The sequence below is a fragment of the Ulvibacter sp. 2305UL32-6 genome (assembly GCF_058148545.1).
This window is the reverse complement of the sequence record NZ_JBYVKA010000003.1, coordinates 156,039-182,706: the sequence shown is the minus strand read 5'-3', so window position 1 is coordinate 182,706 and position 26,668 is coordinate 156,039. Positions and strand designations below refer to the sequence as shown.

At 38.3% G+C, this 26,668-nt stretch carries 22 protein-coding genes; 11 read left to right on the top strand and 11 right to left on the bottom strand.

What is annotated here, in order from left to right; translation table 11 throughout:
- Nucleotides 1-4 precede the first annotated feature (4 nt).
- From ACY2RU_RS10565 to ACY2RU_RS10555, 3 genes are read right to left on the bottom strand one after another with little or no spacing between them, the layout of a single operon-like run.
- Complete coding sequence (locus tag ACY2RU_RS10565) at nucleotides 5-2,515, bottom strand: TonB-dependent receptor (protein WP_490138424.1); 2,511 nt, start codon at nucleotides 2,513-2,515, stop codon at nucleotides 5-7.
- A complete protein-coding gene (locus tag ACY2RU_RS10560) occupies nucleotides 2,512-3,408 on the bottom strand; it encodes a FecR family protein (protein WP_490138423.1) in 897 nt (298 codons plus the stop codon). Before ACY2RU_RS10560 ends, ACY2RU_RS10565 begins: the two co-directional genes overlap by 4 nt.
- Nucleotides 3,409-3,454: 46 nt before the next feature.
- A complete protein-coding gene (locus ACY2RU_RS10555) occupies nucleotides 3,455-3,979 on the bottom strand; it encodes an RNA polymerase sigma factor (RefSeq protein ID WP_490138422.1) in 525 nt (174 codons plus the stop codon).
- A gap of 106 nt (nucleotides 3,980-4,085) precedes the next feature.
- On the opposite strand from ACY2RU_RS10555, the gene ACY2RU_RS10550 reads away from it, so the two are divergent.
- Both ACY2RU_RS10550 and ACY2RU_RS10545 read left to right on the top strand, forming a co-directional pair.
- Entirely contained in the window at nucleotides 4,086-5,843 is a 1,758-nt protein-coding gene (locus ACY2RU_RS10550) for a hypothetical protein (RefSeq protein WP_490138421.1), read from the top strand.
- A gap of 157 nt (nucleotides 5,844-6,000) precedes the next feature.
- Nucleotides 6,001-6,459 (top strand): hypothetical protein, encoded by a 459-nt coding sequence (locus ACY2RU_RS10545; protein ID WP_490138420.1) that lies wholly within the window; start codon nucleotides 6,001-6,003, stop codon nucleotides 6,457-6,459.
- 91 nt (nucleotides 6,460-6,550) lie between these two features.
- Here the strand turns inward: ACY2RU_RS10545 and ACY2RU_RS10540 are convergent, their stop codons facing one another.
- Entirely contained in the window at nucleotides 6,551-7,255 is a 705-nt protein-coding gene (locus tag ACY2RU_RS10540; RefSeq protein ID WP_490138419.1) for a T9SS type A sorting domain-containing protein, read from the bottom strand.
- A gap of 3 nt (nucleotides 7,256-7,258) precedes the next feature.
- Nucleotides 7,259-7,975, bottom strand: coding sequence for a T9SS type A sorting domain-containing protein (locus ACY2RU_RS10535; RefSeq protein ID WP_490138418.1), 717 nt, complete (start codon nucleotides 7,973-7,975; stop codon nucleotides 7,259-7,261).
- Nucleotides 7,976-8,031: 56 nt separating this feature from the next.
- Here ACY2RU_RS10535 and ACY2RU_RS10530 point away from each other — a divergent pair, with 56 nt between their 5' ends.
- From ACY2RU_RS10530 to ACY2RU_RS10520, 3 genes are all read left to right on the top strand, one after another.
- The gene (locus ACY2RU_RS10530) at nucleotides 8,032-8,634 is read left to right on the top strand and encodes a HupE/UreJ family protein (protein WP_490138417.1); all 603 of its coding nucleotides are present in this window, start codon (nucleotides 8,032-8,034) and stop codon (nucleotides 8,632-8,634) included.
- A 70-nt stretch (nucleotides 8,635-8,704) separates the two neighbouring features.
- Complete coding sequence (locus ACY2RU_RS10525) at nucleotides 8,705-9,136, top strand: deoxycytidylate deaminase (RefSeq protein ID WP_490138416.1); 432 nt, start codon at nucleotides 8,705-8,707, stop codon at nucleotides 9,134-9,136.
- Nucleotide 9,137: 1 nt separating this feature from the next.
- A complete protein-coding gene (locus ACY2RU_RS10520) occupies nucleotides 9,138-10,736 on the top strand; it encodes a S41 family peptidase (RefSeq protein ID WP_490138415.1) in 1,599 nt (532 codons plus the stop codon).
- 50 nt (nucleotides 10,737-10,786) lie between these two features.
- Here the strand turns inward: ACY2RU_RS10520 and ACY2RU_RS10515 are convergent, their stop codons facing one another.
- Complete coding sequence (locus tag ACY2RU_RS10515) at nucleotides 10,787-10,981, bottom strand: hypothetical protein (protein WP_490138414.1); 195 nt, start codon at nucleotides 10,979-10,981, stop codon at nucleotides 10,787-10,789.
- A 22-nt stretch (nucleotides 10,982-11,003) separates the two neighbouring features.
- Entirely contained in the window at nucleotides 11,004-11,585 is a 582-nt protein-coding gene (locus ACY2RU_RS10510; protein WP_490138413.1) for a MarC family protein, read from the bottom strand.
- A 166-nt stretch (nucleotides 11,586-11,751) separates the two neighbouring features.
- Between ACY2RU_RS10510 and ACY2RU_RS10505 the strand changes: the two genes are divergently transcribed.
- From ACY2RU_RS10505 to ACY2RU_RS10480, 6 genes are all read left to right on the top strand, one after another.
- Entirely contained in the window at nucleotides 11,752-12,315 is a 564-nt protein-coding gene (locus tag ACY2RU_RS10505) for a DUF3109 family protein (protein ID WP_490138412.1), read from the top strand.
- 395 nt (nucleotides 12,316-12,710) lie between these two features.
- Nucleotides 12,711-14,453, top strand: a complete 1,743-nt coding sequence (locus ACY2RU_RS10500; RefSeq protein ID WP_490138411.1) for a T9SS type A sorting domain-containing protein — start codon at nucleotides 12,711-12,713, stop codon at nucleotides 14,451-14,453.
- Between the two features lie 154 nt (nucleotides 14,454-14,607).
- Nucleotides 14,608-15,210 carry a hypothetical protein gene (locus ACY2RU_RS10495; protein WP_490138410.1) on the top strand — a complete coding sequence of 201 codons (603 nt, stop codon included), beginning with the start codon at nucleotides 14,608-14,610 and terminating at the stop codon, nucleotides 15,208-15,210.
- Nucleotides 15,211-15,391: 181 nt separating this feature from the next.
- On the top strand, nucleotides 15,392-17,134 hold the full coding sequence (locus ACY2RU_RS10490) for a T9SS type A sorting domain-containing protein (RefSeq protein ID WP_490138409.1): 1,743 nt from the start codon (nucleotides 15,392-15,394) through the stop codon (nucleotides 17,132-17,134).
- Nucleotides 17,135-17,584: 450 nt separating this feature from the next.
- Nucleotides 17,585-18,562, top strand: coding sequence for a ribonucleotide-diphosphate reductase subunit beta (locus ACY2RU_RS10485; RefSeq protein ID WP_490138408.1), 978 nt, complete (start codon nucleotides 17,585-17,587; stop codon nucleotides 18,560-18,562).
- A 127-nt stretch (nucleotides 18,563-18,689) separates the two neighbouring features.
- On the top strand, nucleotides 18,690-21,131 hold the full coding sequence (locus ACY2RU_RS10480; protein ID WP_490138407.1) for a ribonucleoside-diphosphate reductase subunit alpha: 2,442 nt from the start codon (nucleotides 18,690-18,692) through the stop codon (nucleotides 21,129-21,131).
- A 55-nt stretch (nucleotides 21,132-21,186) separates the two neighbouring features.
- On the opposite strand, the gene chrA is transcribed toward ACY2RU_RS10480, so the two are convergent.
- From chrA to ACY2RU_RS10460, 4 genes are all read right to left on the bottom strand, one after another.
- Nucleotides 21,187-22,323, bottom strand: coding sequence for a chromate efflux transporter (gene chrA / locus ACY2RU_RS10475; protein WP_490138406.1), 1,137 nt, complete (start codon nucleotides 22,321-22,323; stop codon nucleotides 21,187-21,189).
- A 3-nt stretch (nucleotides 22,324-22,326) separates the two neighbouring features.
- Nucleotides 22,327-23,049, bottom strand: coding sequence for a DUF6503 family protein (locus ACY2RU_RS10470; RefSeq protein WP_490138405.1), 723 nt, complete (start codon nucleotides 23,047-23,049; stop codon nucleotides 22,327-22,329).
- An 84-nt stretch (nucleotides 23,050-23,133) separates the two neighbouring features.
- Nucleotides 23,134-25,380 (bottom strand): inorganic phosphate transporter, encoded by a 2,247-nt coding sequence (locus tag ACY2RU_RS10465; RefSeq protein ID WP_490138404.1) that lies wholly within the window; start codon nucleotides 25,378-25,380, stop codon nucleotides 23,134-23,136.
- A gap of 79 nt (nucleotides 25,381-25,459) precedes the next feature.
- The gene (locus ACY2RU_RS10460; RefSeq protein WP_490138403.1) at nucleotides 25,460-26,662 is read right to left on the bottom strand and encodes a porin; all 1,203 of its coding nucleotides are present in this window, start codon (nucleotides 26,660-26,662) and stop codon (nucleotides 25,460-25,462) included.
- Nucleotides 26,663-26,668 lie beyond the last annotated feature (6 nt).

The window sequence follows — 26,668 nt, the reverse complement described above, 5'->3', positions numbered from 1 at the left end:
GGGCTTAGAATGAAATACGCATCATCGCGTTAGGAGTAAAGCCAAGCGCATTTTGAATATTTTCTTTAATAGCACCTTCGGAATCAATTCGGTAATAGGATCCAATTTCGTTTTCTTGATTGAGGGCATTTAATACTGAAATCCCCGTTTCAATTTGTGTTTTCTTAAGATCAAAAGCATAAAGTGCAGAGGCGTCAACGCGGAAATAATTTTTTAAACGCGAGGCGTTAATTGATCCATATTGAATTTGGTTGTCGATAATCTCGCTTCCTAAAATAGGTTTTGTAGTTGGGTTACCGCTTCGCCATTGGAAACCAGCCGTTAGTTTCAGTCCATCCTTGACATAGGTACTTCCAAAGGTAATGGCATGGGGAATGTTGTAATTGCTAGGAAAGGATTGATTTGAGAGGTTTTTAAAAGTATATTCATTATTCATAAACGCATAGCTGAGCCAGAGGGTCACGGTCTCTATTCTTTTTCGTATCAACACATCGGCGCCTAAAACCCGATAGCTTCCATCGGTTTTGGAGAATTCGAACTGGTTCTGAAAACCTTGAGCTTGCGAGTTAATTCCATCAATGTTTTTGTAATATCCGTCAATATTTATCAACCAACCCATTTTGCTAAAATTGATCCCTGCAGAAAACTGTTTGCTTTTTGTAATAGGAATAGTAGTGTCGTTAGCTAATTGCCATCTTCGTTTTTCAATTCCGAGGAAATCATTCTGAAAGTTAATGATCTGCGACGTAATTTGATGTTTCATCTCCCCAGCAATTTCGGCACTGAAATAATCTAAGAATTTTTGGGAAAACCGAAAACGAGGTTCTAAAATACTTTCATTAAACTTTTCGAGATAATTATATCTTAGGCCGGTTGAAAGTAAACTATGTTGATTTTTAGATTGCCATTGATATTGACCAAACACACTCGCAGTTCGAACTACTTCAGCAATTAAAATACGAACTAGCGGTTTGTCAACATCGTCGAGATTACTAACTTTTGTTTCTATTATCCCTGAGCCTATTGTAAGATCCTGTTGATCGTTGAGTGCGTAAGTAGCCTGCAATCTGGCTCCTGTTTCAGAAACACGATTCTCTTGTAAAAAACGTTGGTCGTTTAAAATGTTTGCGTTTATGGCCTGAAGCTTATAATCTGACTCGTAAATTTCCAGAGAGGAACTTAGGCTTTTATTCCACTCTCGTTTATAAAAAAATCCAAATCCCAAACTGCTTTGTGCAACACTACTTCTTCTTGAATTAGCTATAGTATTATTTGTAGCCATTTCGTCAAACTCTAATTTATTGTGGATGTTTAAAAAATTGACTCGCAGATGATCCTTTGCGCTTAGCTTGTAAAGCCACCTTAGCGAAAGATCATAAAAGTTGAATTTTTTATCTGAATTGACGATCATCGCATCGTTTGATTCAACTTCAGTATCTTGAGAGATACGATCAAAATATGAGGTATAGGTTGGGGTTGTGGTAAGATCACTTAAAGATTTTCTTCCCCCGAGTTGCAACGATGACTGATTTCCAAGGGGAAGGTCTAGAAAAATGTTCGCGTCGGTTAAGTTTAGCCCGATCGTAGTTTGTCGCTCACGATTGAGTTGTTCATCTGTTTTTAGGTGAATAACTCCTGAAACACCATCAGAGAGGGAAGCTTCTGTGCCGTTTTTTTGAACAAGAACGGTTTGAGTTGCTTCTGGATTAAACGCAGAGATGAGTCCGAAAAAGTGGCCGGTTTGATACATTTTAATTCCGTCCCAAAGCACGAGATTTTGATCATTTGTACCTCCCCTAATATTTATGTTTGAAACTGTTTCATTTAAACTTTGTACTCCTGGTAATGCCTGAATAGTTTGTAAAACGTCGGTTTCTATTACTCCAGGAAGAGCAGAAAATTCATCAAAATCGACTTTAAACGCGCCGTTTTTCATTTTGTCGATTCCTTTTACCAAATAGGAAGTTAAAAACACTTGACTCAACGGTTCTAAGCGAGCTTGCATTAAGATATCAATACATGGCGTAGAGGCCGAGGTGTCTAGGGATAGTGTTAAAGTATTATATCCTAAATATTGTATAGTAAGATGATTTATAGGCTGCTTAGATATGAAGTGAAAAATACCGTCGGCGTTGGTTATTAAAACCTGTTGGTTGTATTTGATCGTAGCCCCCTGCAAAGGTTCGCCAGTGTCGCGATCTTTAACGGTACCACAAAATTTCCATTCCTCACGTTTTGTAATTGTAATGAATTTATCACCTAAGGTGTTAAATATTAAAGAAGTTTGTGCAGATATAAACGCAAGCTTTTCAGAAATTGAAATAGTGCTTTCAGGAGGAAACACAAATATGTCCTCCACATGAGCGGTCGCATAATTAAAGGTAAGATTGTGCTGTGTTTCCAGTTGTATTATCAGGTCGATCAGGCGTGTTTTTTCTTCTTTTTCTTGGGCGAAAAAAAACGTACTCCAAAGGAGTATGCCGATAGAACAACTATACCTAATTACTGCCTTCACCCTTTAAACAACCTAATATTAGTATCATCTATTTTGTAGGTTAAACCGAAAGGGGCAGTTATAGATTGTAGGGCATTTTCAAGGTTATTTTGCATAAACCCTCCAGAAAATAATTGGTCGCGATACTCACCTTGATATTCAATAGAAACGTCGTATTGACGTTCTAGTTCGTCGAGTACTAAGCTAAAAGGAATGTCTTTAAAGGTACTCATATGTTGGGTCCATTGTGGGATCGTTTCTTCTGTTTTTCCTACGGAAACAACACTGTTTAAGGTTCTAAAAGAATCTCCGGCTAGTAATTTTAGTAGTGTATCCTTGTTTTTTACCTGAACGATCCCTTCGTAGCAAATTACCTCGAAGTAATTTTTACGCTGATTCACATTAAATTGTGTTCCCACTACGGTAACAATTCCTTCCGAAGTTTGCACATCAAAGGTTTTTCCGCTAGCAACCTTAAAGAATGCTTCTCCATTTAAAGATACAATGCGTTGTTTCTTCCACTCTTTAGCATCAAAGCTCAACTCAGAATCTGAATTAAGCACCACCTTCGAATGATCGGGTAGTTCAACTTCTTTTTGTTGCGTAGCCAAGGCGCGTGTTTTAGTAAGTGCGTTATTGAAAAATGAAAAATATACGGCAACACCTAAAGCAACAATACTTGCAATTTTTAGTAGGTTAGACCTCCATAAAGTTTTCTTCGGGATAGATTTGGTTATTTGTTTTTCAACGGAATCAAAAGTGGCTGGATCTGAAAAATGCGAAGCCTTGAATCGCTGAGCTTCATTGATTATTGTGTTATTAATTTCAAAATCTTCAAGCGCTTCAAATGCTAATCGTTCTTCTTCCGTGAGGTCATCATTCAACCATTTCTTCAACAAATAATCTTTTTCCATACGAGTGCTCTTATGCATATAACAACTAGAAAAACAAATCTCCTGATTATTTTATATTAAAATTTTTCAGCTGTTTCTTTAAAATAGAGAAGGCGCTATAAATGCGATACTCTATCACTTTTTGGGTTACGCCTAATAATTCGGCAATTTCTTTATGTTTTTTGCCTTCAATCTTACTTAATGTGAAAGCAACGCGCTGTTCTTCGGTTAAGGAGGCAAGAGCCTTTTGATATTGTAGTAAATATTGTTCTTTCTCTAATAAAAACTCAGGAGATTCATGGGTGTATTCTTTAGGCTTGATCTTCTGAAATTTTAAAACAACCTTGTTGTGTTTCAATTCGTTTAGCATTAAATTGTTGGCAATGGTAAACAAAAATGACTTTGCCTTAGCGGGCACCACTTTTGCACAGTTTTCCCAAAGCTTTACAAAGGCTTCTTGCATTAAATCATTTGGGTTATTTTGCGCCCCATATTTATAGTAGAGAAAGTCATGTAGATTTTTTGCATGCTTTTGATAAAGCTTTGCAAATAAGCTCTTACTACAGATATCTTTATAAAGGTCTCTTGACATACATTTTATCCTAAAAACAAAACTACAAAGAAAAAATTCACTTTTTTTCGGGAGATTTTAATCTTAAATTGTTTTAACTATATAGCAGGAACGTCAAAAAGCACAAATGATGAAATTCAGGTTTAAAATATTATTTACAATTCTCTTTAGTATTATCGCGCTCTCGTCCTGTCGTAAAGAGGAAATGGTAGTAATTACGCCCGATGTAGAAGAGGCACTTGGGTCTGAAGTGGCCAACTTATTATTAAGAACGGCTACGAAGGACGGTTCTTATGACAATATCTTAGATAGTGCGAGTTGTTTTAATATAAAATTGCCTGTCACAGTTAGTGTGAATGGAACCGAAGTGATAATTGAAAATCAGGATGATCTTCAAACGGTAGAAGATATTTTTGATGAATTTCCAAATGATGTCGATACTCTGGAATTTCAATTTCCAATAACGATTGTGAAATCTGACTATTCCGAAGAAATTATCAATAGCCAAGCCGAGCTTGATGCTGCCGCAGCGCAATGTGTTGTTGGTAATGACGACGATATTGAATGTATTGATATTCAATATCCAATTACAGCTTCAGTGTTTAATTTAAACAATGAGTTACTAGAAACAGTAGTAATTCAATCAGACGCAGCCTTATTTGCTTTTTTACAATCAATCGATCCGAATACGATTGTTACTTTCGATTTTCCGATCACAGTGATCCTTTATGATGAATCAACCATTGAGATCGAGAATTTTGTACAGCTGGCCGATATTATAGCAAACGCAGATGATGTATGCGATGAAGATGACGACAACGACCCTTATGATGATGATTGTGACAATTGTAGCACACAACAATTAAGTGATCTACTTACCGGATGTGATAATTGGTTTGTTGACAAATTAGAGCGTAACGATGATGATCTCGAAGATACCTACATAGGATATTTCTTTTCATTTGACCCCTCAGGAACAATTACCATTCAAAGTGGAAGCGATATTTACTACGGAAATTGGTCTGCTACAGGAACTGGAAACAATATTGACGTGGTAATTAATATTCCAACGCTACCCGACTTTAACAATACCTGGAATCTTCACGTAATAGAACAACAACCAGGAGAGAGCAAAGTTGATCTACGTCTTGGTGATGACCGACTGCAATTTGAAAGTGACTGTGGTACAGGAGGAAGTGTAGATGATACAATGCTCGTAAATGCTCTTATAGCGGGCGATTGGTATGTTAGCTACTATTTTGATGATACGGATGAGACCAGTGATTACGCCGACTATACCTTTAATTTTGTGAATGATAACACGGCAACGGCAACGCACACAAGCGGAACGACCAATGGTTTTTGGTCTACAGCAGCTGGTGATGAAACCGCACTTGAACTCAACCTGAATTTTGGAACACTCGATCCGCTAGATGAACTAGCAGATGATTGGGATGTACTTGAAGTTACCAACGATATAATTCGCCTAAAAGATCGTAGTGGAGGTGATGGGTCTGTAGATTTCTTGACTTTTGAACGCACTCAAGGCAGTGGATCAATACTTGTGGACATTCTTACAGATGGTCCATGGTTTGTGCAATTGTATACAGACGACGGTTACGATGAGACTTTTTATTACGTTAACTACAGCATCGATTTTAATAGCTCAGGAACTGTAGTGGCTACCAACGGAAGTAATACAAATAATGGTACTTGGCAGGTGCTTAATTCAGATGCCGAATTGAATCTATATTTTGTTGGGGCACCTTTTGACGAGTTCAATGACGATTGGGATGTCCTTATGTTCACCAATACACGTGTTGAACTACAATACGTGAGTGGTGGGGGCGGAGGCACCGATATTTTAATTTTAGAAAAATTATAATACATAAAAGACCTGTTTGTTTAGTTAATGACAGTCTCAAATTGTTTTGATCACTTTTTGGAAATAGGTTGAAACTATTTTCACTATGAAAAAGAAAAAAGACGAGGCGAGACTGTTTTACTAACAAATTAAAATTTAATCCTAAGAAAAGCACATTATGAAATATCGTTTAAAGCTCTTTACAATACTCACATTATTTAGTCTCATATCTTTAGCCTGTTCTAGTGATGATAGCACTAGCGACAACTCAAATTCTGCCGACCAAACCTCCGAAATTGCACAAAATGGCACGTGGAAGATCACATATTTCTATGATAGTGATCAAGATGAAACATCAGATTTTGCAGGCTACGTTTTTACCTTTGCTGAAAATGGAATACTTACGGCGGTTAAGGGCAGTGAAACTGTTACAGGAACATGGTCTGTTGTAGATGACTCTAGTAATTCTTCAGATGACGACGACTTTAATATCTTTTTCCCCGTACCTGAAAGCAACAAATTTGATGATCTTATTGACGATTGGGATATAATTTCAGTAAGTAATACAAAAATAGAATTGACAGACGTAAGCGGAGGCAATGGAGGTACCGATTACCTAACCTTTGAAAAAATATAACCTGCTTAGTTGCTATTTTAAGACGTGCAGATACTCAATGCAGTCTTTTCCAAAAGAGCCTTTCCCAAAGAGGCTCTTTTATTTTACCGTGTTACTGTTTTATAAATTTCTGAATACTTTTTCCTTCGGAAGTGCTGACAGAAACAAAATATAAGCCAGATTTAAGCGAAGAAACATCAATACTTTTTAATTGCTCAGCTTCCGAAAGAACTTGCTTTCCGTTAATAGTAAAAACTAAAATTGATTCAATCAAAGTTTCTTCCGACGAAACAAAAAGCGTCTCCGCAACTGGATTTGGATATATACTTATGTTTTGAAGGTCTTTTTCAGAAATACTCAAAATGGGATTGCCGTATTCGGCCGTGTCGCCATTGGCTGCCGTAACAATCAGACCTAATCCGCCGGCGCCTTCATCGGTAATTTCATACGTGAACGGGCTGGTAGCATTATCAAAATAAAATTCAAAATAAGTCATTTCGTAATTATCCGAATAATTACCATTACAGCTGCCTAGCGTTTGATTTAGATCGGTCAGGCTAAAGGTGTCAGTGCCAGCATACGTAACTTGTCCATAAAGTCCGTTGCACACATACGTTGTGAAAGGAGTTGTAGACCCAGGCATGTCAAAGAGTAAACCAATTTCTGTAATATCGTCATTAAAAGGCGGAGGAATATTGTCATCTCCCATGATTACCACATTAAACAAATTCCATTGGTTTTCTAATAGGGTTGGATCTTGGGCATTAACGGTAGTTAAAGAAACAATCATAAAAAGCAATGCTGCAATATTTTTCATGATTTATCTTTTTAAGAATTTCTGAATACTTTTTCCTTCGGAAGTTAATATTTCTGCAAAATAGAGTCCAGTTTTCAAACTTGACACATCGATCTGATCGGCTGCGGAAGCGTCAGAAAAAATACGTTCACCAGTTAATGAATAAATCGAAAATTGCTTTATCATACTTCCTTCCGAAGTAATAAAAAGCGTTTCCGCTACTGGATTTGGACTAATGACAAAACGTTGCGCTTCAAACTCTGAAGTTCCCAATACTGGCGCATTTTGATAGGTTAACGTAAAGCCAGGAATGACTTCGAGAGTTAGATCCATGATTCCTGTTCCAGAATCTGTCCAAAGTACATACTCATAAAACGCGCCTTCATGGCCAAAAAAGTAGTCAAAATAATCATTCTCTAAGTCAACATGCGACTGCGGTGGGTTATTACATGTGCCACACAAACACAGATCAAAAAAAACCAATTCGAGTCTATCTGTGGTTGCATCATATAAAAATTCGCCCCCATATTCGTTGCATGCCAATCCTGTAAAACCAAGTTGACTATCAATCGTCATATCCACAGATAAAAAAGGCTCAACATCGGCTAAATAATATGTGTCTCCCAAATCATAACTGTATGATGCTAAATACCACGTTTGAAATAAATCTGCGTTTGGCTCCTGTGCAAAACTTTGAAATGAAATTGCATTTAAAACGAGTATGAGTAGTAGTTTTTTCATAACACGAAAAAATTGATTCCCTTAAAGTTACAAAAAACTACTTTCACTATCTTTACATGACCCAAAAAATAATAATAATGACCGATTTCTGGCTATATCTCACTTTAGGACTAGAACACGTTTTAGACTGGGGTGCTTATGATCATGTGCTTTTTCTTATTGCTTTATCTGCCGGGTATTCATTTTATGCGTGGAAACGCTTGCTGCTGCTCGTAACGCTTTTTACACTTGGGCATACTATTTCGCTACTATTGGCGCATTTTAATGTGGTGATGATCAGCAGCGGGCTTATAGAGTGCTTAATTCCTATAACAATTTTGCTAACTGGGCTGTATAATGTCTTTACTGCCAGTAACAGCATAAAGACCCAGGGCAGGTTTTTACTCTACGGACTTACGCTTTTCTTTGGATTGATTCACGGTTTTGGATTTGCCACCTATTATCAAATGATTAGCGTTGACAATAGTATTGCTCCGCTATTAATGTTTGCCTTAGGAGTTGAATTATCGCAGGTCATTGTTGTATTCTTGGTGCTAATGGTAGCATTTGCCAGCGCGCAAATGTTTAAGATCAGTAGGCGAGATTGGATCCTTGTCGTTTCGGCGATCATTATAGGAATGACAATTCCTATGTTATCTGCAACTTGTTTTGGGGCTTAGCCTCTTAAAAAATGCACAATTATTTTTTTTGAGTGTAACTTCGCGCTAATTTTGACACTCATTACAGTATATGAATCTAAAGAAACAACGCAAGTACGATGTCGCTTACCTTCGAATGGCGCAAGAATGGAGTAAACTGTCACATTGCAAACGAAGACAAGTTGGCGCACTTATTGTAAGAGATAAGATGATCATTAGTGATGGTTATAATGGAACACCTACCGGTTTTGAGAATGTTTGTGAAGATGAAGAAGGAGCTACAAAATGGTATGTATTGCACGCTGAAGCCAATGCCATCTTAAAGGTTGCATCATCAACACAATCATGTGACGGCGCAACATTGTATATTACGATGTCACCGTGTAAAGATTGTAGTAAATTGATACATCAGTCGGGAATCAAACGACTTGTTTATTTACAAGGATACAAAGACGACAGTGGTGTGAAATTTTTAGAAAAAGCAGGCGTTAGTATTACGCATATTCCAGATCTATCTATTTAATATGAAAAAGAACCCTATTTATCTTCCCTTGTTTTTGGGTATTGCTGTTGCGATAGGGGTTTATATTGGATCAAAGCTAAATTTTACAGATACTACCGAAAAGATCTTCGCTACCAATTCAAAAAAAGATAAACTCAATAAACTTATTGATTATATCGATTATGAATATGTAGATGAGGTAAATACCGACAGTATTGTAGATGTTACAGTAAACGGAATTCTTGAAAATTTAGATCCGCATTCGGTGTATATTCCCGTTGATCAATACGCAGATAACGCAGATGATATGCGCGGGGCCTTTACAGGTATTGGGATCAGTTTTCATATTTATAAAGACACCATCGCGGTGATTCGTGCTATTGAGGGCGGCCCCGCGGCTAAAGCAGGAATTAAAGGAGGCGATCGTATTTTGGCAGCCGAAGGTGTATCGCTTTTTGGCGGGGGGATGTCGCGTGATAGCATTTCTGAATTTTTAAAAGGCGAGCTTAACTCAAAAGTTTCATTACAGGTATATCGTAAAGATGAAGACAAAATGTTCGATGTCTCTTTGCGCCGAAAGGAAGTCCCTTTAGTTAGCGTAGATGCATCTTATGAATTAACTAACGGGATTGGCTATATTAAAGTGAATCGTTTTTCGGAAACAACCTTCGATGAATTTCACAGTGCGCTAAAAGAATTAAATAAAAAGAAGATCCATTCACTCGTGCTTGATCTCCGCGGAAATCCGGGCGGTTACATTTCCGCAGCAGAACAAATAGCCGATGAATTTTTAACAGACGATAAGCTTATTCTTGTCACGCGAAATAAGCAAGGAGAAGAAACGGAAAGCTTTGCCACGCGGCGAGGTGATTTTGAAGATGGAAAGGTCTATGTGCTTATCGATCAAAATTCTGCTTCGGCAAGTGAGATTGTGGCTGGCGCCTTACAGGACAACGATGTTGGAACCATTATCGGTCGGCGTTCATTTGGTAAAGGACTCGTACAACGCGAAATGTCTTTAGGCGATGGAAGCGCGGTACGCTTAACTATAGCACGCTATTATACACCAACAGGGCGTTCTATTCAACGTCCGTATGGCAATGGGAACGACGCCTATTATTCGGAATATGAAAGCAGGTATCGCAATGGCGAATTATTGCATGCGGACAGTATTCAGGTTGCCGACTCGTTAAAATTTGTTACACCGAAAGGGAAAGTTGTGTATGGCGGTGGTGGAATCATGCCAGATGTTTTTGTTCCGAAGGACACCAGCGTTGAAAACGAAACGATCGAGTTTGTGAGTCGGAGCGGGTTTATGAGTTTCTTTATCTTTGAACTTTTAGAAGAAAACCGAAGTGTCTTTAAAAATATTCCGTTTGTTGACTTTGCCGAAAGCTATCAAGTAGACACTGAAACGGTCGATGCATTTTTAGAGTATGCGCGTCTTAGCGAGGCTAGAATTGATCTTTCGGAGTATGCCGAAGCCTTAAAGAAAGCGATCAAAGCAAATATGGCAGAACAATTATACGGTCCGAATGCCTTTGAGTACATTTTAAATGAAGGAGACCCGATGATTCAAAAAGTCATGGAATTAGAAGGCTTTCTCCCAGTAATGGAGTAAACAGAATACAGTTCAGTTACGCACAACATCCTTCCGAAGAAAAACAAAAACTAGCGCTTCTTTGCTGCTATCTTTTTTGAGATCAATAAGATCGTTAAAAGAAGCATACCACAGCCAGCAGCCAATGCACTTACAACGGCAACAAAGCTATCTCCTTCAAGAAGATCCTTCCAGTTTATCATGGCCAGATTGTAAATAAAGAAGCCTGTCAACAGTATGATAAGGATATAAATAAAAGTTTTCATAGAAATTTATTTGATTGGCATTTTAGATAAAGAGCTCTTGAATGTTTGAGGTAAAAAGTTTTACGGCGATGGCCAACAAAATAACACCAAAGATCTTTTCAATAATAGCAATTCCATTTTTTCCAAGGAAACGCTGAAGACTGCCCGATGTTTTTAGCACAATAAATACAACGACTACATTTACGAGAATAGCGACGATAATATTTTCGATGGCGTATTCTGCGCGTAGCGATAATAGGGTGGTTAAACTTCCTGGACCTGCCACAATAGGAAAGGCAATAGGAAAGACAGTAGCCATCTCCATGCTTCCCTCTTTTTGTTTAAACAGTGTTACACCCAAGATCATCTCTAAAGCAATAAAGAAAAGGATAAAAGCACCTGCCACGGCAAATTCATTGACGTTGACACCAATAAGGTTTAAGATCTCCTCTCCGATGAACAAAAAAATGATAAGTACAATAGCTGCAATAATGGAAGCGCGACCACTTTTAATAGTACTAGATTTTTCGCGTAACGAAATAATGATTGGAATACTCCCAACAATGTCTATCACGGCAAAAAGAACCATGGTTGCGGTGGCTATTTCTTTAAAATTGAAGTTCATATACATTTTCTTTAGAGGCTGCAAAATTAGGCAATAAAGTTGGATGAATTGTAGTAAAAAGGCTGACTTTTTCTTCGGAATAACTTTGGAAAGGGAACGAAAAAAGCTTTTATTTTTTTTGAAAATGTCGCGCCACCGACGTTGCAAATCTTGCTATCTTTGCGCTATGTTTCAATTAGGGAAGACAATCGTTTCTGAAGATATAATCGAAAAGGATTTTGTGTGCAACTTAGGCGCTTGTAAAGGTGAATGTTGTATCGCTGGAGAGGCGGGTGCGCCCGTTTCCGAAGAAGAAATTGCTATACTTCAAGAGGTGTATCCTAAAGTTAAGCCTTTTTTACGTCCAGAAGGAATTGCAGCCATTGAAGCACAAGGCACCCATATCGTCTCAGATCTTGATGATTTTGAAACACCGCTGGTAGACGGGAAAGAGTGCGCATATGTCACTTTTTCAGAACACGGTATTGCGGGTTGTGGTATTGAAGATGCTTATAATGCTGGTAAGATCGACTTTAAAAAACCCATTTCGTGTCATTTATATCCAGTACGTGTACAGCAATACAGTGAGTTTGCAGCAGTAAATTATCACAAATGGCCTATTTGCAATGATGCTTGTACTTTAGGGAAAGAACTTCAAGTGCCCGTTTATAAGTTTGTAAAGGAAGCGCTTATTCGTAAGTTTGGCGCGCCTTGGTACGCCGAATTAGAGAAGGTAGCTGATACCTTATAAAACATCTACAATTATTTTTTAAAGTCTTATAACCCCTTTATTTATCGGGGCTTTTACGCGTTGTTACATATCTTTTAGGATATGTTACAACTGTAACATGTGTGACATTCTTCTTGTCATACTTTTGAAACAAGCTAATTACTATTGTTATGTAATATGCTATTTAGTAAATCGCTTTAGTAGGTATTTCTGAAGGCGCATAGGAAAAACCACTAAGCAATAAGAATGGAAGCCTCCAATCTATTTGGATGAAACACCTAGAACTAAATTTAGACTCCCCAGGTAATTTTGTCCTGATATCTGAAATCGTAAAAGATGGAGGATATTGGAGTCTCATGGAATTGTGAGACATAGAATCAAAACGAATCAATTAGTAATTACAAATTTTAGAAATCATGAAAAAACTTTTTACATTAACAGTATGTCTGTTTAGCTTTTTAGCAATGACAGCGCAGACAAATAGCTTAGATGCTACAGGAAGTACAATACAAATTCCTGAACGCACTCCTGCACTTGAAGCTTTATTTCAACAGGCAGAATATTTAGATATGCATGGAACGTCAGCTGAAATTGAAGCCAACAGGTTGGCTATTAAGGCGGCATGGACAGCCATTGACCCAGCTATTGGTGCGCTTTATAAGCCTACAAATGCTCCTAAATACGATCGTTTAGGTCAAGGACCAACACCTTATGTGCCTGGAGAAATTATTGAGCGTCCAGACCCACTTCCTTTGTCTAGAGAATGGGGAGACGATATTTTAATCCGTAACGATTTCGTCGATGGAATCGATATGACAACAACTTTAAATACAGGAGATGTGTTTGTAGGGATGTATGAAAATGAAATCGATGCTGGAGGTGCAGCAGACAATATATATATTTATAGATCATCTACTAATGGAGCCACTTGGGACCTGTTTGTAGAGTTACAATCACCTACACCGATTAGAAAAATACAACTTTTATCGTTTGACGGTGTTGGAGACCAGTATATCTTGGCTTTCTTACTATTTGACGGAGGATTATTTCAGGTAGCACGTTGGGATACGAGCAACGCCGATTTTAGTTTTAACACGATTTCTACAGGAATATCTGATTTTGCAGCAGATAGAAATTTTCCAGCAAATACAGATGCCATGAGAGCATTTGTTACGATGTTAAAAGATGACGGTTGTGCAACTGAAGTATTTTCAGCTAGAAGTACCTCAGGAGAATATGGTTTTGGTTGGGTTGACGAAGTATCCATTGATGGTGTTTGTGGGGCTCAGGTAGATTTTACGTATGCACGAGCTGGAGATTTGTATACAACATATACAGGTTCGGCGAGTGGAAACCTTTATGTGAATTACAATCCGTCTTTTAATGACCCTACCATGTGGGAACCAAGAGAGACTTTAGAGTTAGGAGCCACAAGAGAAACCTTAAATCCTACAATTCGTGCGGCACGTTTAACTCCACCTGAAGCGAAGGTGGTTGTTTGGGCATCAGACCGAGCTAGTGGCTCAGGTTCAAATTTTGATGGTGTTGGCTATTTAAAAGTAGATGCAGGTGCGTTTGCCGTGTTTAGCAATTTTGGTTCAGGTGGTTCCAATTGGAATATCTCGCATACCGATGGTTGGATCAATAGAAATGAAGAAAATGAAACGATACGTTTTAGCTATGTACGTGATAACATTGATAATTCAGAAAATGATCTCAATCGATCTATCACTTTTAACGGTTCAGATTTTGATGGATTCGAATCGGTGGCAGACTCACCCTTAGATGTTTTTGATGGCTTTCCGTCGGTAACTGCAGAAACCGCAGACGGTTTACCTTGTCTTGCTTTTGCAGGAACAAATGGTACACGTGGTTTTGGATTGTATTTTGACAGCAAAGCAGAAATTTTATCAATAGACGACTTGAGTATTGACGGATTAAATTATTACCCAAATCCAACATCTGATGAGATGAACGTTTCAGCAAAAGAAACGATTGATACTATATCAATCTATAGCATCTTAGGACAACAACTTTTGAATGTTAAACCAAGTTCAACAGAAACAGTTGTGAATACAGCATCTTTGGCATCTGGGGTATATGTCATGAAGGTAACTGTAGGTTTGCAAACAGCAAGTTTCAAAATAGTGAAAGACTAAGATAATTTTTTTCAATTGTTTTTTTGAAGCAGGGCCGTCGTTATAGTACGGCCTTGCTTATTTGCTGAAAAATCAAGAAAAAAGCATACCGTTTCATTTAATAATTCACTGAATAATAGTAACTTAGTATTATCAACAACCAACCTTAATAATTATGAAAAAATATCTATTAGTCGCTTTAGTAACCGTTCTTGTATTCGGTTCTTGTGAAAATCCGGTTTCCAAAAAAATAAAAGAGACCAAACAAAATGTAAGTAATGCCACTAAGGCTGTAAAGGAAATGACCGATCTTCAAGAAGATCTGCAAGAGTTGCAACAAATAGAGCCTCTTACTAATGATGAGATGAAGGCTTGGCTGCCTGATGAAATTAATGGAATGAAACGCATTGCTTATAAAGCAGGCCAAATGTCGTATATGAAGATCGCTAATATTGAAGCGACCTATGCGAACGAAGACAAAACAAAAAAATTCAAAATCGAAGTAATTGATGGCGCAGGGCAAATAGGGGCCGCAGCAACAGCAGGAATGCGTATGATGTTCTCTCAAGACTTTGAGGAAGAAGATGAGTATAAAAGTAGAAGAACAACCAAAAAGAATGGCGTAAAGGCAATTGAAGAGTATCGTAAAAATAACAATAATAGCACGATCGAGTTTATGCATGACGATCGATTTTATATGAAAGCCACGGGTACGGGAATGGATCTAGACGAAACATGGGATGCCATAGAAGAATTAGATGTGGATGATTTAGTGTAAATATTGGTCATACGCTTAAAAAAGCCGGAAACCTTATAGGTTTCCGGCTTTTTTGTTACAAATAAGACAGCAATTGTTACATTCTTGACAACTTGCGTAAGTGTTTGTTTTTAGTTTTAAGCTATAAAATAGCATGGAGAAACTTCATTTAAAGTTTCCAAAAAAAATTAAAATTACTATTATGAAAAAACTTGGTATAATATTATTAAGTCTGTTATGTGCTTCAAATTTATTTTCACAATCAGATGATAACACTTCTGTTTCTGGTTTTAGTTTGGGTGAAACTAAAAAAACCGCAGCCCTCGAATTGCTTTATGAACAAGCACATGTCCTTGAAGAAAACGGTACCGCAGCCGAAATAGAAGCAAACAGGTTGGCGATCAAGGCGGCATGGGAGCAGGTCAACCCAGAAGTGGCTGCATTATATAAACCCGTGTATACAGGAGTTCAATACAAAACAGTCGGTTTTAACGGGGTGCCTTATGTTCCTACAGAGATCGTGGAACGCCCCGAGATAGTACCTCAAAGGGATTGGACCACCGACCTATTACTACGGGATGATTTTATTGACGGAATAGACATAGAAGTTGCCAACAATGGGGATATTTATGTCGCCGCTTACGAGAATGAAATTGATGCAGGAGGATCACTTGATCATCTATACATTTACAAATCTACCGATCATGGTGCTAGTTTTACGCTATGGAAAGATGAGCCTGCAGTTTCTCCTTTTCGTAAAATTCAGCTTGTGATCTTGAGCGGAGCAGGAGAAGAATACCTAATCGCATATTCGCTTTTTGAAGGAGGGTTGTTTGAAGCTTTGCGATGGGATTTGCAAACAGCATCATTGTCTCTTGAAATAATTGTTCCCTCTGAAGTTTCAGATTTTAGTGTTGATAGAAATTACCCAGGAACAACAAATACACAAAGAGTATTTGCTACCTATCAATTAGATAATCTTTTTTCCGAAGTTTTTTCGGCAAGAAGCACGGCTGGAAGTTATGGACTTGGATGGGTTGATGAAGTTTCAACGAGTAATACATTCGGATTGCAAGTTGACTTTGCCTATGGCCGAAGCGGTGCGTGCTATGTAACCTATACAGGCTTCAATACAGGGAATTTATACGCAAATGTCAATCCAGATTATAACGATCCAGCATCGTGGGGGACCCGAGAAACTGTGGAGCTCGGCGGGAATGAAGAAACGGTTAATCCGTCTATAGCAGCAGCTAGAAAATTATTACCAGCCGACGAAGTTGTCATATTTACCTCTTCCATTCCCACAGGAAGTCCTTTAGGGTATAACATTAAGTATTATATACGTGAAAACAGTAGTGATTACAGTGTTTTATGGACTGGTTTAGCGTTGCCGGGTGACACTAATGTGCATTATGATACTTGGATTCGAAGAACAAACAATGTAGATCGAATTAGAGCTGCTTATGTTAGAAGTATTATTGATAATTCAATCGATGATCGTTTGATATACAGAGATTATGATGGTGCGGCTATAAGCGGACCTACGCTAATCAATGATACTGGTAATGAAGTATGGAATGGTTTTGCACCTGCTGTCGCAGAAACGCTAGATCAGCTAGCTTGTATTGCTTTCGCAGGGAACGTTGGAGGGAATGCCTACGGACTTTATTTTGACAATGAAGCAGGTGTTGTTTTAGATGTAACCGAAAACAGGATCGTAGGTCTATCCTACTACCCAAATCCTACTAAAAATGAATTACACATACAGGCGAAAACGATGATTGATGAAATTATAGTGTATTCAGTTCTAGGTCAAAAAGTGATACATGTGCAGCCGCAAGAGTATCAATCAACAATTAGCACCGCTGGATTGACTTCTGGAATATATTTAGTAGAAGTTAAATCAAATTCAACACAGAGTATCTTTAAAATAATCAAAGAGTAAAGCAGTTTTAAGTTTAAGTTAGTTTTAAGTTTAGTGTAAGAAAGACAGGTCACATTTGGCTTGTCTTTTTTTTTATTTTACACATGTTTTCTGAAATCTGCGTTTTTATGATGATTCATTTCAAAAAAAATGAGGCCCGAGATGTTGAAAATTTTTATGGTATTTAAGCGTTCTCAACCCCTATAAATACCCGAATTTTAGGACAGCGTGAAGGCTTTTCAACGACAAGGGAGTCAATTGTTAATAAGCCAATTAAATTTATATAAATTACTGAAAATCAATAATTTAGTAATTGGTTTTAACAAATCGATAAGAACAATCTATTTTAGCGAATGTTGAAAACTTTGTTGAAAACCTAAAGCGATTTTGTCCATTTGAAGTCTATTTATTTTCCATATTTGTTAGTCCCTAGTAAAGGCAACAAAACACAGAATTTAAATCGAAAGGACAATGAGCGCAGTAGAACCCATTTTAGAAAAAAACGACAACAGATTTGTAATTTTTCCAATACAACATCACGATATTTGGGAATGGTACAAAAAGTCTGAAGCCAGTTTTTGGACAGCAGAAGAAATTGATTTACATCAAGATCTAACCGATTGGACTACGAAACTTAATGACGATGAGCGCTATTTTATTAAGCACATTCTTGCCTTTTTTGCTGCGAGTGACGGGATTGTAAATGAAAATCTTGCTGAGAATTTCGTAAATGAAGTTCAGTATAGTGAGGCTAAATTCTTTTACGGTTTTCAGATCATGATGGAAAATATTCATAGTGAAACCTATTCGTTGCTTATCGATACCTATGTAAAAGATGAAAAGGAAAAAGACATGCTTTTTAATGCTATTGAAAATTTTCCTGCTATCAAAAAGAAGGCAGATTGGGCATTAAAATGGATCGATAGTCCGAGTTTTGCTGAACGTCTTATCGCATTTGCTGCGGTAGAAGGTATTTTCTTTTCAGGTGCTTTTTGCTCGATTTTCTGGTTGAAAAAGCGCGGTATCATGCCAGGGCTTACCTTTTCTAATGAATTAATCTCTCGTGATGAAGGAGTACACTGTGACTTTGCTGTACACCTGCATAATCATCACCTAATCAATAAGGTTCCTAAAGAACGTATTCGCGAAATCATTGTAGATGCACTTAACATCGAACGTGAATTTATTACCGAGTCGCTTCCAGCAAGTCTTATTGGAATGAACAGTAAATTAATGACACAGTATCTTGAGTTCGTAACAGACCGCCTTTTGGTTGAACTTAACGGTGAAAAAGAATATAACACTACTAATCCATTTGACTTTATGGATATGATCTCGCTTCAAGGAAAAACAAATTTCTTTGAAAAGCGTGTTTCAGAATATCAAAAAGCAGGTGTAACAAATAAAGACAAAGAGTCTAATAAGATTAGTTTCGACGCAGATTTTTAGAGAAGTTACCGTCTTTTCCCCAAGAGGCGGACTTTTCGCTTACAAAGTTGATAATGAGCAATATACACATTGCTTACAATCCACGTTTTTGAATAATTTTAAGTAACCTCATAATACCCACGATAATATGAATGTAATAAAGAGAGACGGACGCAAGGAGCCTATAATGTTCGACAAGATCACGGCACGAGTAAGAAAATTATGCTATGGACTTAATGAATTGGTAGATCCAGTCAAAATATCGATGCGTGTCATTGAGGGACTATATGATGGGGTAACAACAAGTGAATTAGATAATCTTGCTGCGGAAGTTGCTGCAACAATGACGACCTCACATCCAGATTATGCACGTTTGGCAGCTCGTATTTCAGTTTCTAATTTACATAAAAACACAAAGAAGTCTTTTTCAGAAGTGATGAAAGACCTATACGAATATGTAAATCCGCGTACGGGTAAAAAAGCACCGTTATTAAGTGATGAGGTATACGATGTGATCATGGCGAATGCAGATGATCTGGATTCTACAATTATTTATAACCGAGATTTTGGGTATGACTATTTCGGTTTTAAAACATTAGAGCGTTCGTATCTTTTAAAGCTTAACGGAAAAATCGTGGAGCGTCCGCAACATATGCTGATGCGTGTTTCTATTGGAATTCATCCAAATGACCTGCCTGCAGCCAAAGAAACATACGAGCTGATGTCGAAGAAATACTTCACACACGCAACACCTACTTTATTTAATAGTGGAACACCAAAACCACAAATGTCATCTTGCTTTTTATTAGCCATGCAAGACGATAGTATCGACGGTATTTACGATACACTAAAACAAACAGCCAAAATATCACAGTCGGCTGGAGGTATTGGTTTATCTATTCACAACGTACGGGCAACAGGATCTTACATTTCGGGAACCAACGGAACCTCAAACGGAATCGTACCCATGCTACGTGTTTATAACGACACAGCACGTTATGTAGATCAAGGTGGCGGAAAACGTAAAGGTTCTTTCGCGATCTATGTTGAACCATGGCATGCAGATATCTTTGATTTCTTAGATTTAAAGAAAAATACAGGAAAAGAAGAAATGCGCGCACGTGATCTGTTCTATGCTATGTGGATTCCAGATTTGTTTATGAAGCGCGTGCAAGAAGATGGTGAGTGGACCTTGATGTGCCCGAATGAATGTCCGAACTTATTTAACGTTCACGGCGATGAGTTTGATGCACTGTACCACAAATATGAATCTGAAGGTAAAGGAAGAAAGACCATCAAAGCAAGAGAGCTTTGGGAGAAAATTATGGAGTCTCAAATTGAGACAGGAACGCCGTATATGTTGTACAAGGATGCAGCAAACCGTAAGAGTAACCAAAAGAACTTAGGAACCATTAGATCGTCAAATCTATGTACTGAGATCATGGAATACACATCTCCAGATGAGGTTGCTGTATGTAACTTAGCTTCCATTGCGTTACCCATGTACGTAAAGAATGGTGAGTTTGACCATAAAGAATTGTTCAAAGTAACCAAACGCGTTACCAAGAACTTGAATCGCGTGATTGACAGAAATTACTATCCAGTAAAAGAAGCTGAAAATTCGAATTTCCGTCACCGTCCGGTTGGATTGGGAATTCAAGGATTAGCAGATGCTTTTATCATGTTGCGTATGCCGTTTACAAGTGATGAAGCTAAAAAACTAAACCAAGAAATTTTTGAAACGCTTTATTTTGCTGCTTTAACTGCTTCTATGGAAGAGGCTAAAGCCGATGGACCATACCAAACTTATAAAGGGTCTCCTATTTCCGAAGGATTATTTCAACACAACCTTTGGGGGATAGAGGACAGCGAATTAAGCGGTCGTTGGGACTGGGGTAAATTGCGTAAAGAAATTAAAAAACACGGTGTGCGTAATTCATTACTTGTTGCGCCAATGCCTACAGCTTCAACCTCACAGATCCTTGGAAACAACGAAGCTTTTGAGCCGTATACTTCTAATATTTATACACGCCGTGTCCTTTCAGGAGAGTTTATTGTAGTAAATAAGCACCTTTTAGAAGATCTTGTTAAGTTAGATCTTTGGAATGACGATCTAAAAGAGCAGATCATGCGTGATAACGGATCGGTTCAAAATGTAGATATTCCACAAGACCTAAAAGAACTCTATAAAACAGTTTGGGAATTGAGCATGAAAGACATTATTGATATGTCACGTCATAGAGGTTATTTTATTGACCAATCTCAATCGTTGAACCTCTTTATGGAAAACGCGAATTACGCAAAACTTACTTCAATGCACTTTTACGCATGGAAGAGCGGACTTAAAACAGGAATGTATTATTTGAGAACGAAGAGTGCTGTAGACGCGATCAAGTTTACCTTGAAGAAGGAAGAAAAGAAAGAACCCGTAGCCGCAGCGGTTGTTGAAACAGTTGTAAATGTTGCTGAAGATGCAGCGACAAGCGCTAGCGTTTCTACAAAACCTATGACCCCACAAGAATTACGAGAATTATTGACCAAATCGCAAACTGGCGGCCCAGACGAGGACTGCGAAATGTGCGGATCTTAACCTATTTTAAGTGTTAATAAAGAAAAGGAAGTCAGGAGTAATTGGCTTCCTTTTTTTATGCCATAAACTGAAGTGCATAGCCCAAAATAGCACCCATCACAATTACCCAGATCACGTGTACTTTTTTAAAGCCGAAAATGATGATGGCCGACAAAACAGCAATGAGTATGGCGCGCCAATCTGAAAGCGTCTCAAGACTCATCACATACAAAACAGCCAACATAATGGCTACTGCCGAAACATTGACGCTATCGAGCACATAGCCCAAAAGTTTTGACTTTCGCATTTTAGGAATTAACGGATTCAAAACCCAAACGAATAAAAAAGACGGAAGGAAAATACCCACTGTGGCCGCTAATGCACCCCAAAAGCCACCCAATTGATATCCAATAAAGGTTGCCGTTGAAAGTACGGGTCCTGGTGTAAATTGTCCTATCCCAATAGCCTCCATTAGTGCCGGTCGCGAGAGGAGTCCGTTGCTAACGAGCTCCGCATCGAGGTACGCAAATAAGACGTAGCCACTTCCGTAGAGAATACTTCCCACCTTTAAAAAGGTCCATAAAATTTTTAAGGTTGTGAGCTTGGTGATCACTTCCGAAGAGAAAAACAGCAACAGTATAGGGGATACCGACTTTACCGAATTTGTCTGCCATTTGCTTTTCAGAAGAAAGTAAAATGCGCCAATAATTCCGCCGAAAAAAAGCATATAAATTTCGTTGATTCCCGCAATGCTTCCCGCTAGAACCAATACACCAAGCATGGCTAATTCAGCATTTTTTAGGGCTTTTTTACCCAGCTTTAGAATAGCAGAAGCAATGATTGCTAAGACGGCAGGCTGAATACCTGTAACGAAGGGCTCTACTTCGGGAAGGCTTCCGTAGGTAACATATAAATAAGCCAAGAAGCACGTGATGACTACCGCGGGAAATATAAACGAAAACCCTGCCACAAACAGCCCTGGAACGCCTGCGCGTTCGTGACCACAGTGCATGGTCATTTCGGTGGAATTTGGACCCGGAATTAGGTTGGTGGCGCCAACGAGATCTAAGAAATGTTCTGGCGTGATCCACTTGCGTTTTGAGACGATTTCAGCCTCCATAAGGGCGATATGTGCCGCGGGCCCTCCAAAGGCAATACAACCCATCCTGAAGAAAACAAAGGCTATCTCTTTAAGCTTTTCGGTTTGCTTCACGGCTTACATTTTATTCAGGAAATCGGTACCCAAATACGTATCGTCTTTGTTGTAGTACCACGCGCGGTTCTTCGGAAACCGAATATTGTTGATCACAATTTCTTCAGTAAGCAAAATATACTCACCTGTATCTTTCCCTTTTCCGCTAGGATCGCCTTTAAAAAACTGATAAATTTCCATGGCGTAGGTCGTTGGGTCAAAATAAAAAAACCAAACATCACTTCCTATAGCTTCATCGTAGGTGGCTTTTAAAACCAAATATTCCTTGCCTTTAAACGTTTTCTTTGCAACTGTTGGATCGAGGATCGTTCCTGGATCTTTTAACTTCATGGGCAAACCGTAGAGATATGTATAGTAGTTTTTATACATTTCAGCTCGCTCACAAGACATATTGTTTGCTTTAATGGTTTCTTCGGAAAGATTGGAGGCACCGTTTAAAGTGAGCGAACAATCTTCTTTATTGAGGGTATAATCTGTGACGATCGTATCACGTGTTGCTTGTACGCGAAAGTATTCTTCTGGTAAATTGATGTAGATCTTGCTAAGACGTTTCGAATTACTATGGGTTTCCATAGTCACTGTAAATTGTCCATTGAACTGTGGCCAAGTATCATTTGGATCGTGATATTGGATGGTTTTTTCAAGCAATTGATCTGCTGTTATTTGTTGGGCAATGCTAATATGACTACTAAGCACAAGACCCACTAAAAGAAGGAAGTTTTTCATCTTTTAAAGATAACGAAATACAATAAAAAAGCACGACATCCAAAAGAGGAAATCGTGCTTTTTGTAATGATGATGGGTTGATTCTTATTGCTTCTGATAACTGTTATAGTATTCTTCCATAAGACTCATGATAGCGGTCACAAGATCTTTTGTCTCTAACAGTAAGTTGAAGTATAAGGTTGTGTTTTTCGGACTAGATTCTTCGCTACGAGTACGATCGATCTGCTTTTGAATTTTTTCTGAAAGTCCTTCAAAAATCTCCTCTTTACGCGCAAGCACATAGCTAATGCGTTCAAATTTTCTACTATTAAATACTTCCTCAATTTCAACCAGCATGGTTGATAGTGTATCGTCTAGTTCTTGCAGATCCTTAATTTGATTGAAGCGTAAAGCTTTGTGTTTGTTGTTTACGTGCTTATAGCTCTTTTTGGAAATGAAGTCCAGTGATTGTCCGATATCGGTGAGATGCGCCAAAATAGTAATGTAAAAATTACTACCACGTACATTGGTATCGTCTAAGCTTTTAATAAGGTAAAATATATTATCTCGAAGCGCTTCGATCTCAGAATCGAGCTTTTCAACACCTTTGCGACTCTTTTTAAGTGCTTTGGTGTCTTCGGTAGCTAATCCTTTAAGAACAGCCGTATAGATCTTATTAGTTCTATAAACTACATTTGCTATATTGTCGGCACTTTCGGTAATAATACCTTGTACAGTACTGCTTTCAGACTTTTTAAGGCTTTTTGCGTCAATTTTTACATCACTTTTCTTTTTATGAGAAAGGTAGTTTCTCGCCAATAAAAGAACAGTTAACAGTAACAAGATCGGGATCATCACCTCTTTGTTCCAATTGATAAGGAAAGCAACGATTCCAGCAGCAATAAAGGCTCCAATAGCGGTAAAGAACCAACCACCAATAACGTTTAGTACACCGGCAACACGGTAAACAGCACTTTCTCTACCCCAGGCTTTATCGGCTAAAGAGGTACCCATGGCGACCATAAAGGTTACGTAGGTAGTAGATAGTGGTAATTTCATCGCGGTTGCAATCGAGATAAGAACCCCTGCGACCATTAGGTTAACAGAAGCGCGGATCATATCAAATGCTGGTGCGTCCATACTTTGATCCTTTGAAAGGGCAGCTGTATTTGGTTTTTCGAAATTTTTTGCAATACGTAATTGTGTTCTCCCCGGAACTAGCTTTCCAAAAGTTTTAGAGAGCCATGAGCTTCCGCTTACAATTCCTCTTGAGAGCATATTTGGCTCAAATTTTTCGTGGGTATCGCCTTGGCGTGAAAGACTGATTTCGGTTTCAGCAACGGTTTTTGCTTTTTTAGAGAACCATAAAGTTAAAACCATAATGGCACCAGCTATAAAGAGAAGTAATGGTTCTGCAGGCACTTTCTTTTCAAGGACACCCATAGAAAAGGAAGAGGCGTCAACTCCAGAAACGACCCATGCTTCGTAAGAGTGATAAGCCGCCATTGGTACCCCGATAAAATTCACCAAATCGTTTCCTGAGAAGGCGAGTGCAAGGCCAAATGTTCCAACAGCAATTACAACAAGAAGAATACTCTTTTTGGTGATCTTCTGAAATAGAAAAGCAAGACCCGTAAAGAAAACAAAACCTAAGCCCATGATAATGATCTCGTTGCCTTCAATAACATCTTTCATTTCGCCATAATAAGGAGTTCCTTTAAGGCCTTTTATAAAAATAAAATAAAGGATAGCGGTTAAAGCGATACCGCCAAAAATTGCTCCAAAATGCTTGATTTTCTTTTCGTACTGAAAAGTAAAAACCATACGAGAGATCCACTGAACCACGGCACCAACGCTAAACGCAATAAGTACCGACAGCAAAATCCCTAGAATAATTTCGATGGCTTTCGATGTGTTGATGTAATTTCCAAGATCGGCCAAAGTTTCTGTCTCTGAGCCACTAATTTTGATCAATGACATCACTACAGCCGCACCAAGCAAGTTAAAAACAATGGATACAGTGGTAGAAGTAGGTAGTCCTAAGGTGTTAAAAAAGTCTAGCAATAGTATATCTGTGATCATTACGGCCATAAAAATGATCATGATCTCATCGAAGTAAAACTGGTCGGGGACAAAGATCCCTTTTCGGGCTACTTCCATCATACCGCTTGAAAAGACGGCACCAATAAAGATTCCTAAACTGGCAACGATCATAATGGTTCGTAGCGATATTGCCTTTGAACCGATAGCAGAGTTTAAAAAATTAACGGCATCATTGCTCACCCCAACTACGATATCTGCAATCGCCAGAATCACTAATGCAACAAGCATTAATAAGTATATATTCTCCATAGTATTATTAAATTCAACGGTGCAAATGTCACACTTTAGTGGTGCTTCATTGTTACCAAATTGTTATATCTATTTTTATTTAAAAATGCAGATCAAAGCCCATTCGAAACAGAAGATTGTCCTTTTCTCCGCCTACTTCCGTATAGCTAAAATCTGTCTGTACTTTTAATTTATGTCCTACAATATATTTTGAAAGGCCAATGGTGTATTGATCTTCGTTATCATTTCCGGTCACGTCATCAAATTGTGTGGTCGTATATCTTCCAACAACTTCATAATTGTTTTTGAAAAGATAACCTATTTGGGCGTTAATTGCATTACCAACAAGAACGATATCGCCTGTAGGTGTATCGTCAAGATCAATGGCAACTGGTTTATTGGCATCTCTTGACGCGAATTCACCCATAAACGAAAGACCTTTGTATTTAAACATGGCATCCACGAATACGGTGGTAATATCGGTTTCGTAGAGCGAGCCGTCTTGTAAAAACATATAGGAACCTAAATTGCTTCGGGTTTTTACGGCATTATTATTAAAGTCGTATGTGGCGCCTATCATCAATTTTGGTGTTTGTTCCCGCTTTAGATCGGCTTGCGAATAATCACCTTTGGACGCAAATTTTCCGAAGGGTAAAAACTCAATACGTCCGGTATATTGTAATCCGCCTTGATTTCCTTCTGTAACATTACGACCTTCTCCTTGCGAAACTGCGAGTTTTTCGCGCATTAAAAATGATTCTCCTAATTGTGTATAATGACGGAGTTGTATGCCAGCGTCACGATCAATATTGAAGCGGCTATTTAATAAGGAACGGTTGATCAATTGTAGGTTTGCGGAAGAAACAACACGTTCTACGTTGCCAGGAAGCTTGGTTTGTCCTGCCCAAAGTTCGAAATTTTCATAGAAGTTCCACATAATTACCGCATCAAGAATATAGCGCGGTGTGTTTCTATTAAAATCGTTGCCTCCAGAAATATCTCTATTTGAGAGGCCAAGTTCTATTTTGTATTTTAGTTTAGGAGTATAGGCAAAACCTTCAAATTTTAAGCGGGCACGTCGCACGAGAAAATTGTGTTCTGCACTTCCATAACGATCCCCTTGATAATCCCATGAAGAGATAGAGCGCACTTGAATACGTGGAGCAAATTTTACACTAAATGAACTATCCTTAGCTACATAGTTAATAATACCATTTCCAAATTTGGTGTCGCTAATCTCTTGCGCTTGTGTAGAATAAATTACTGAAAAACAAGCAAATACGAGGAGTAGATGAACTCTCATTAAATA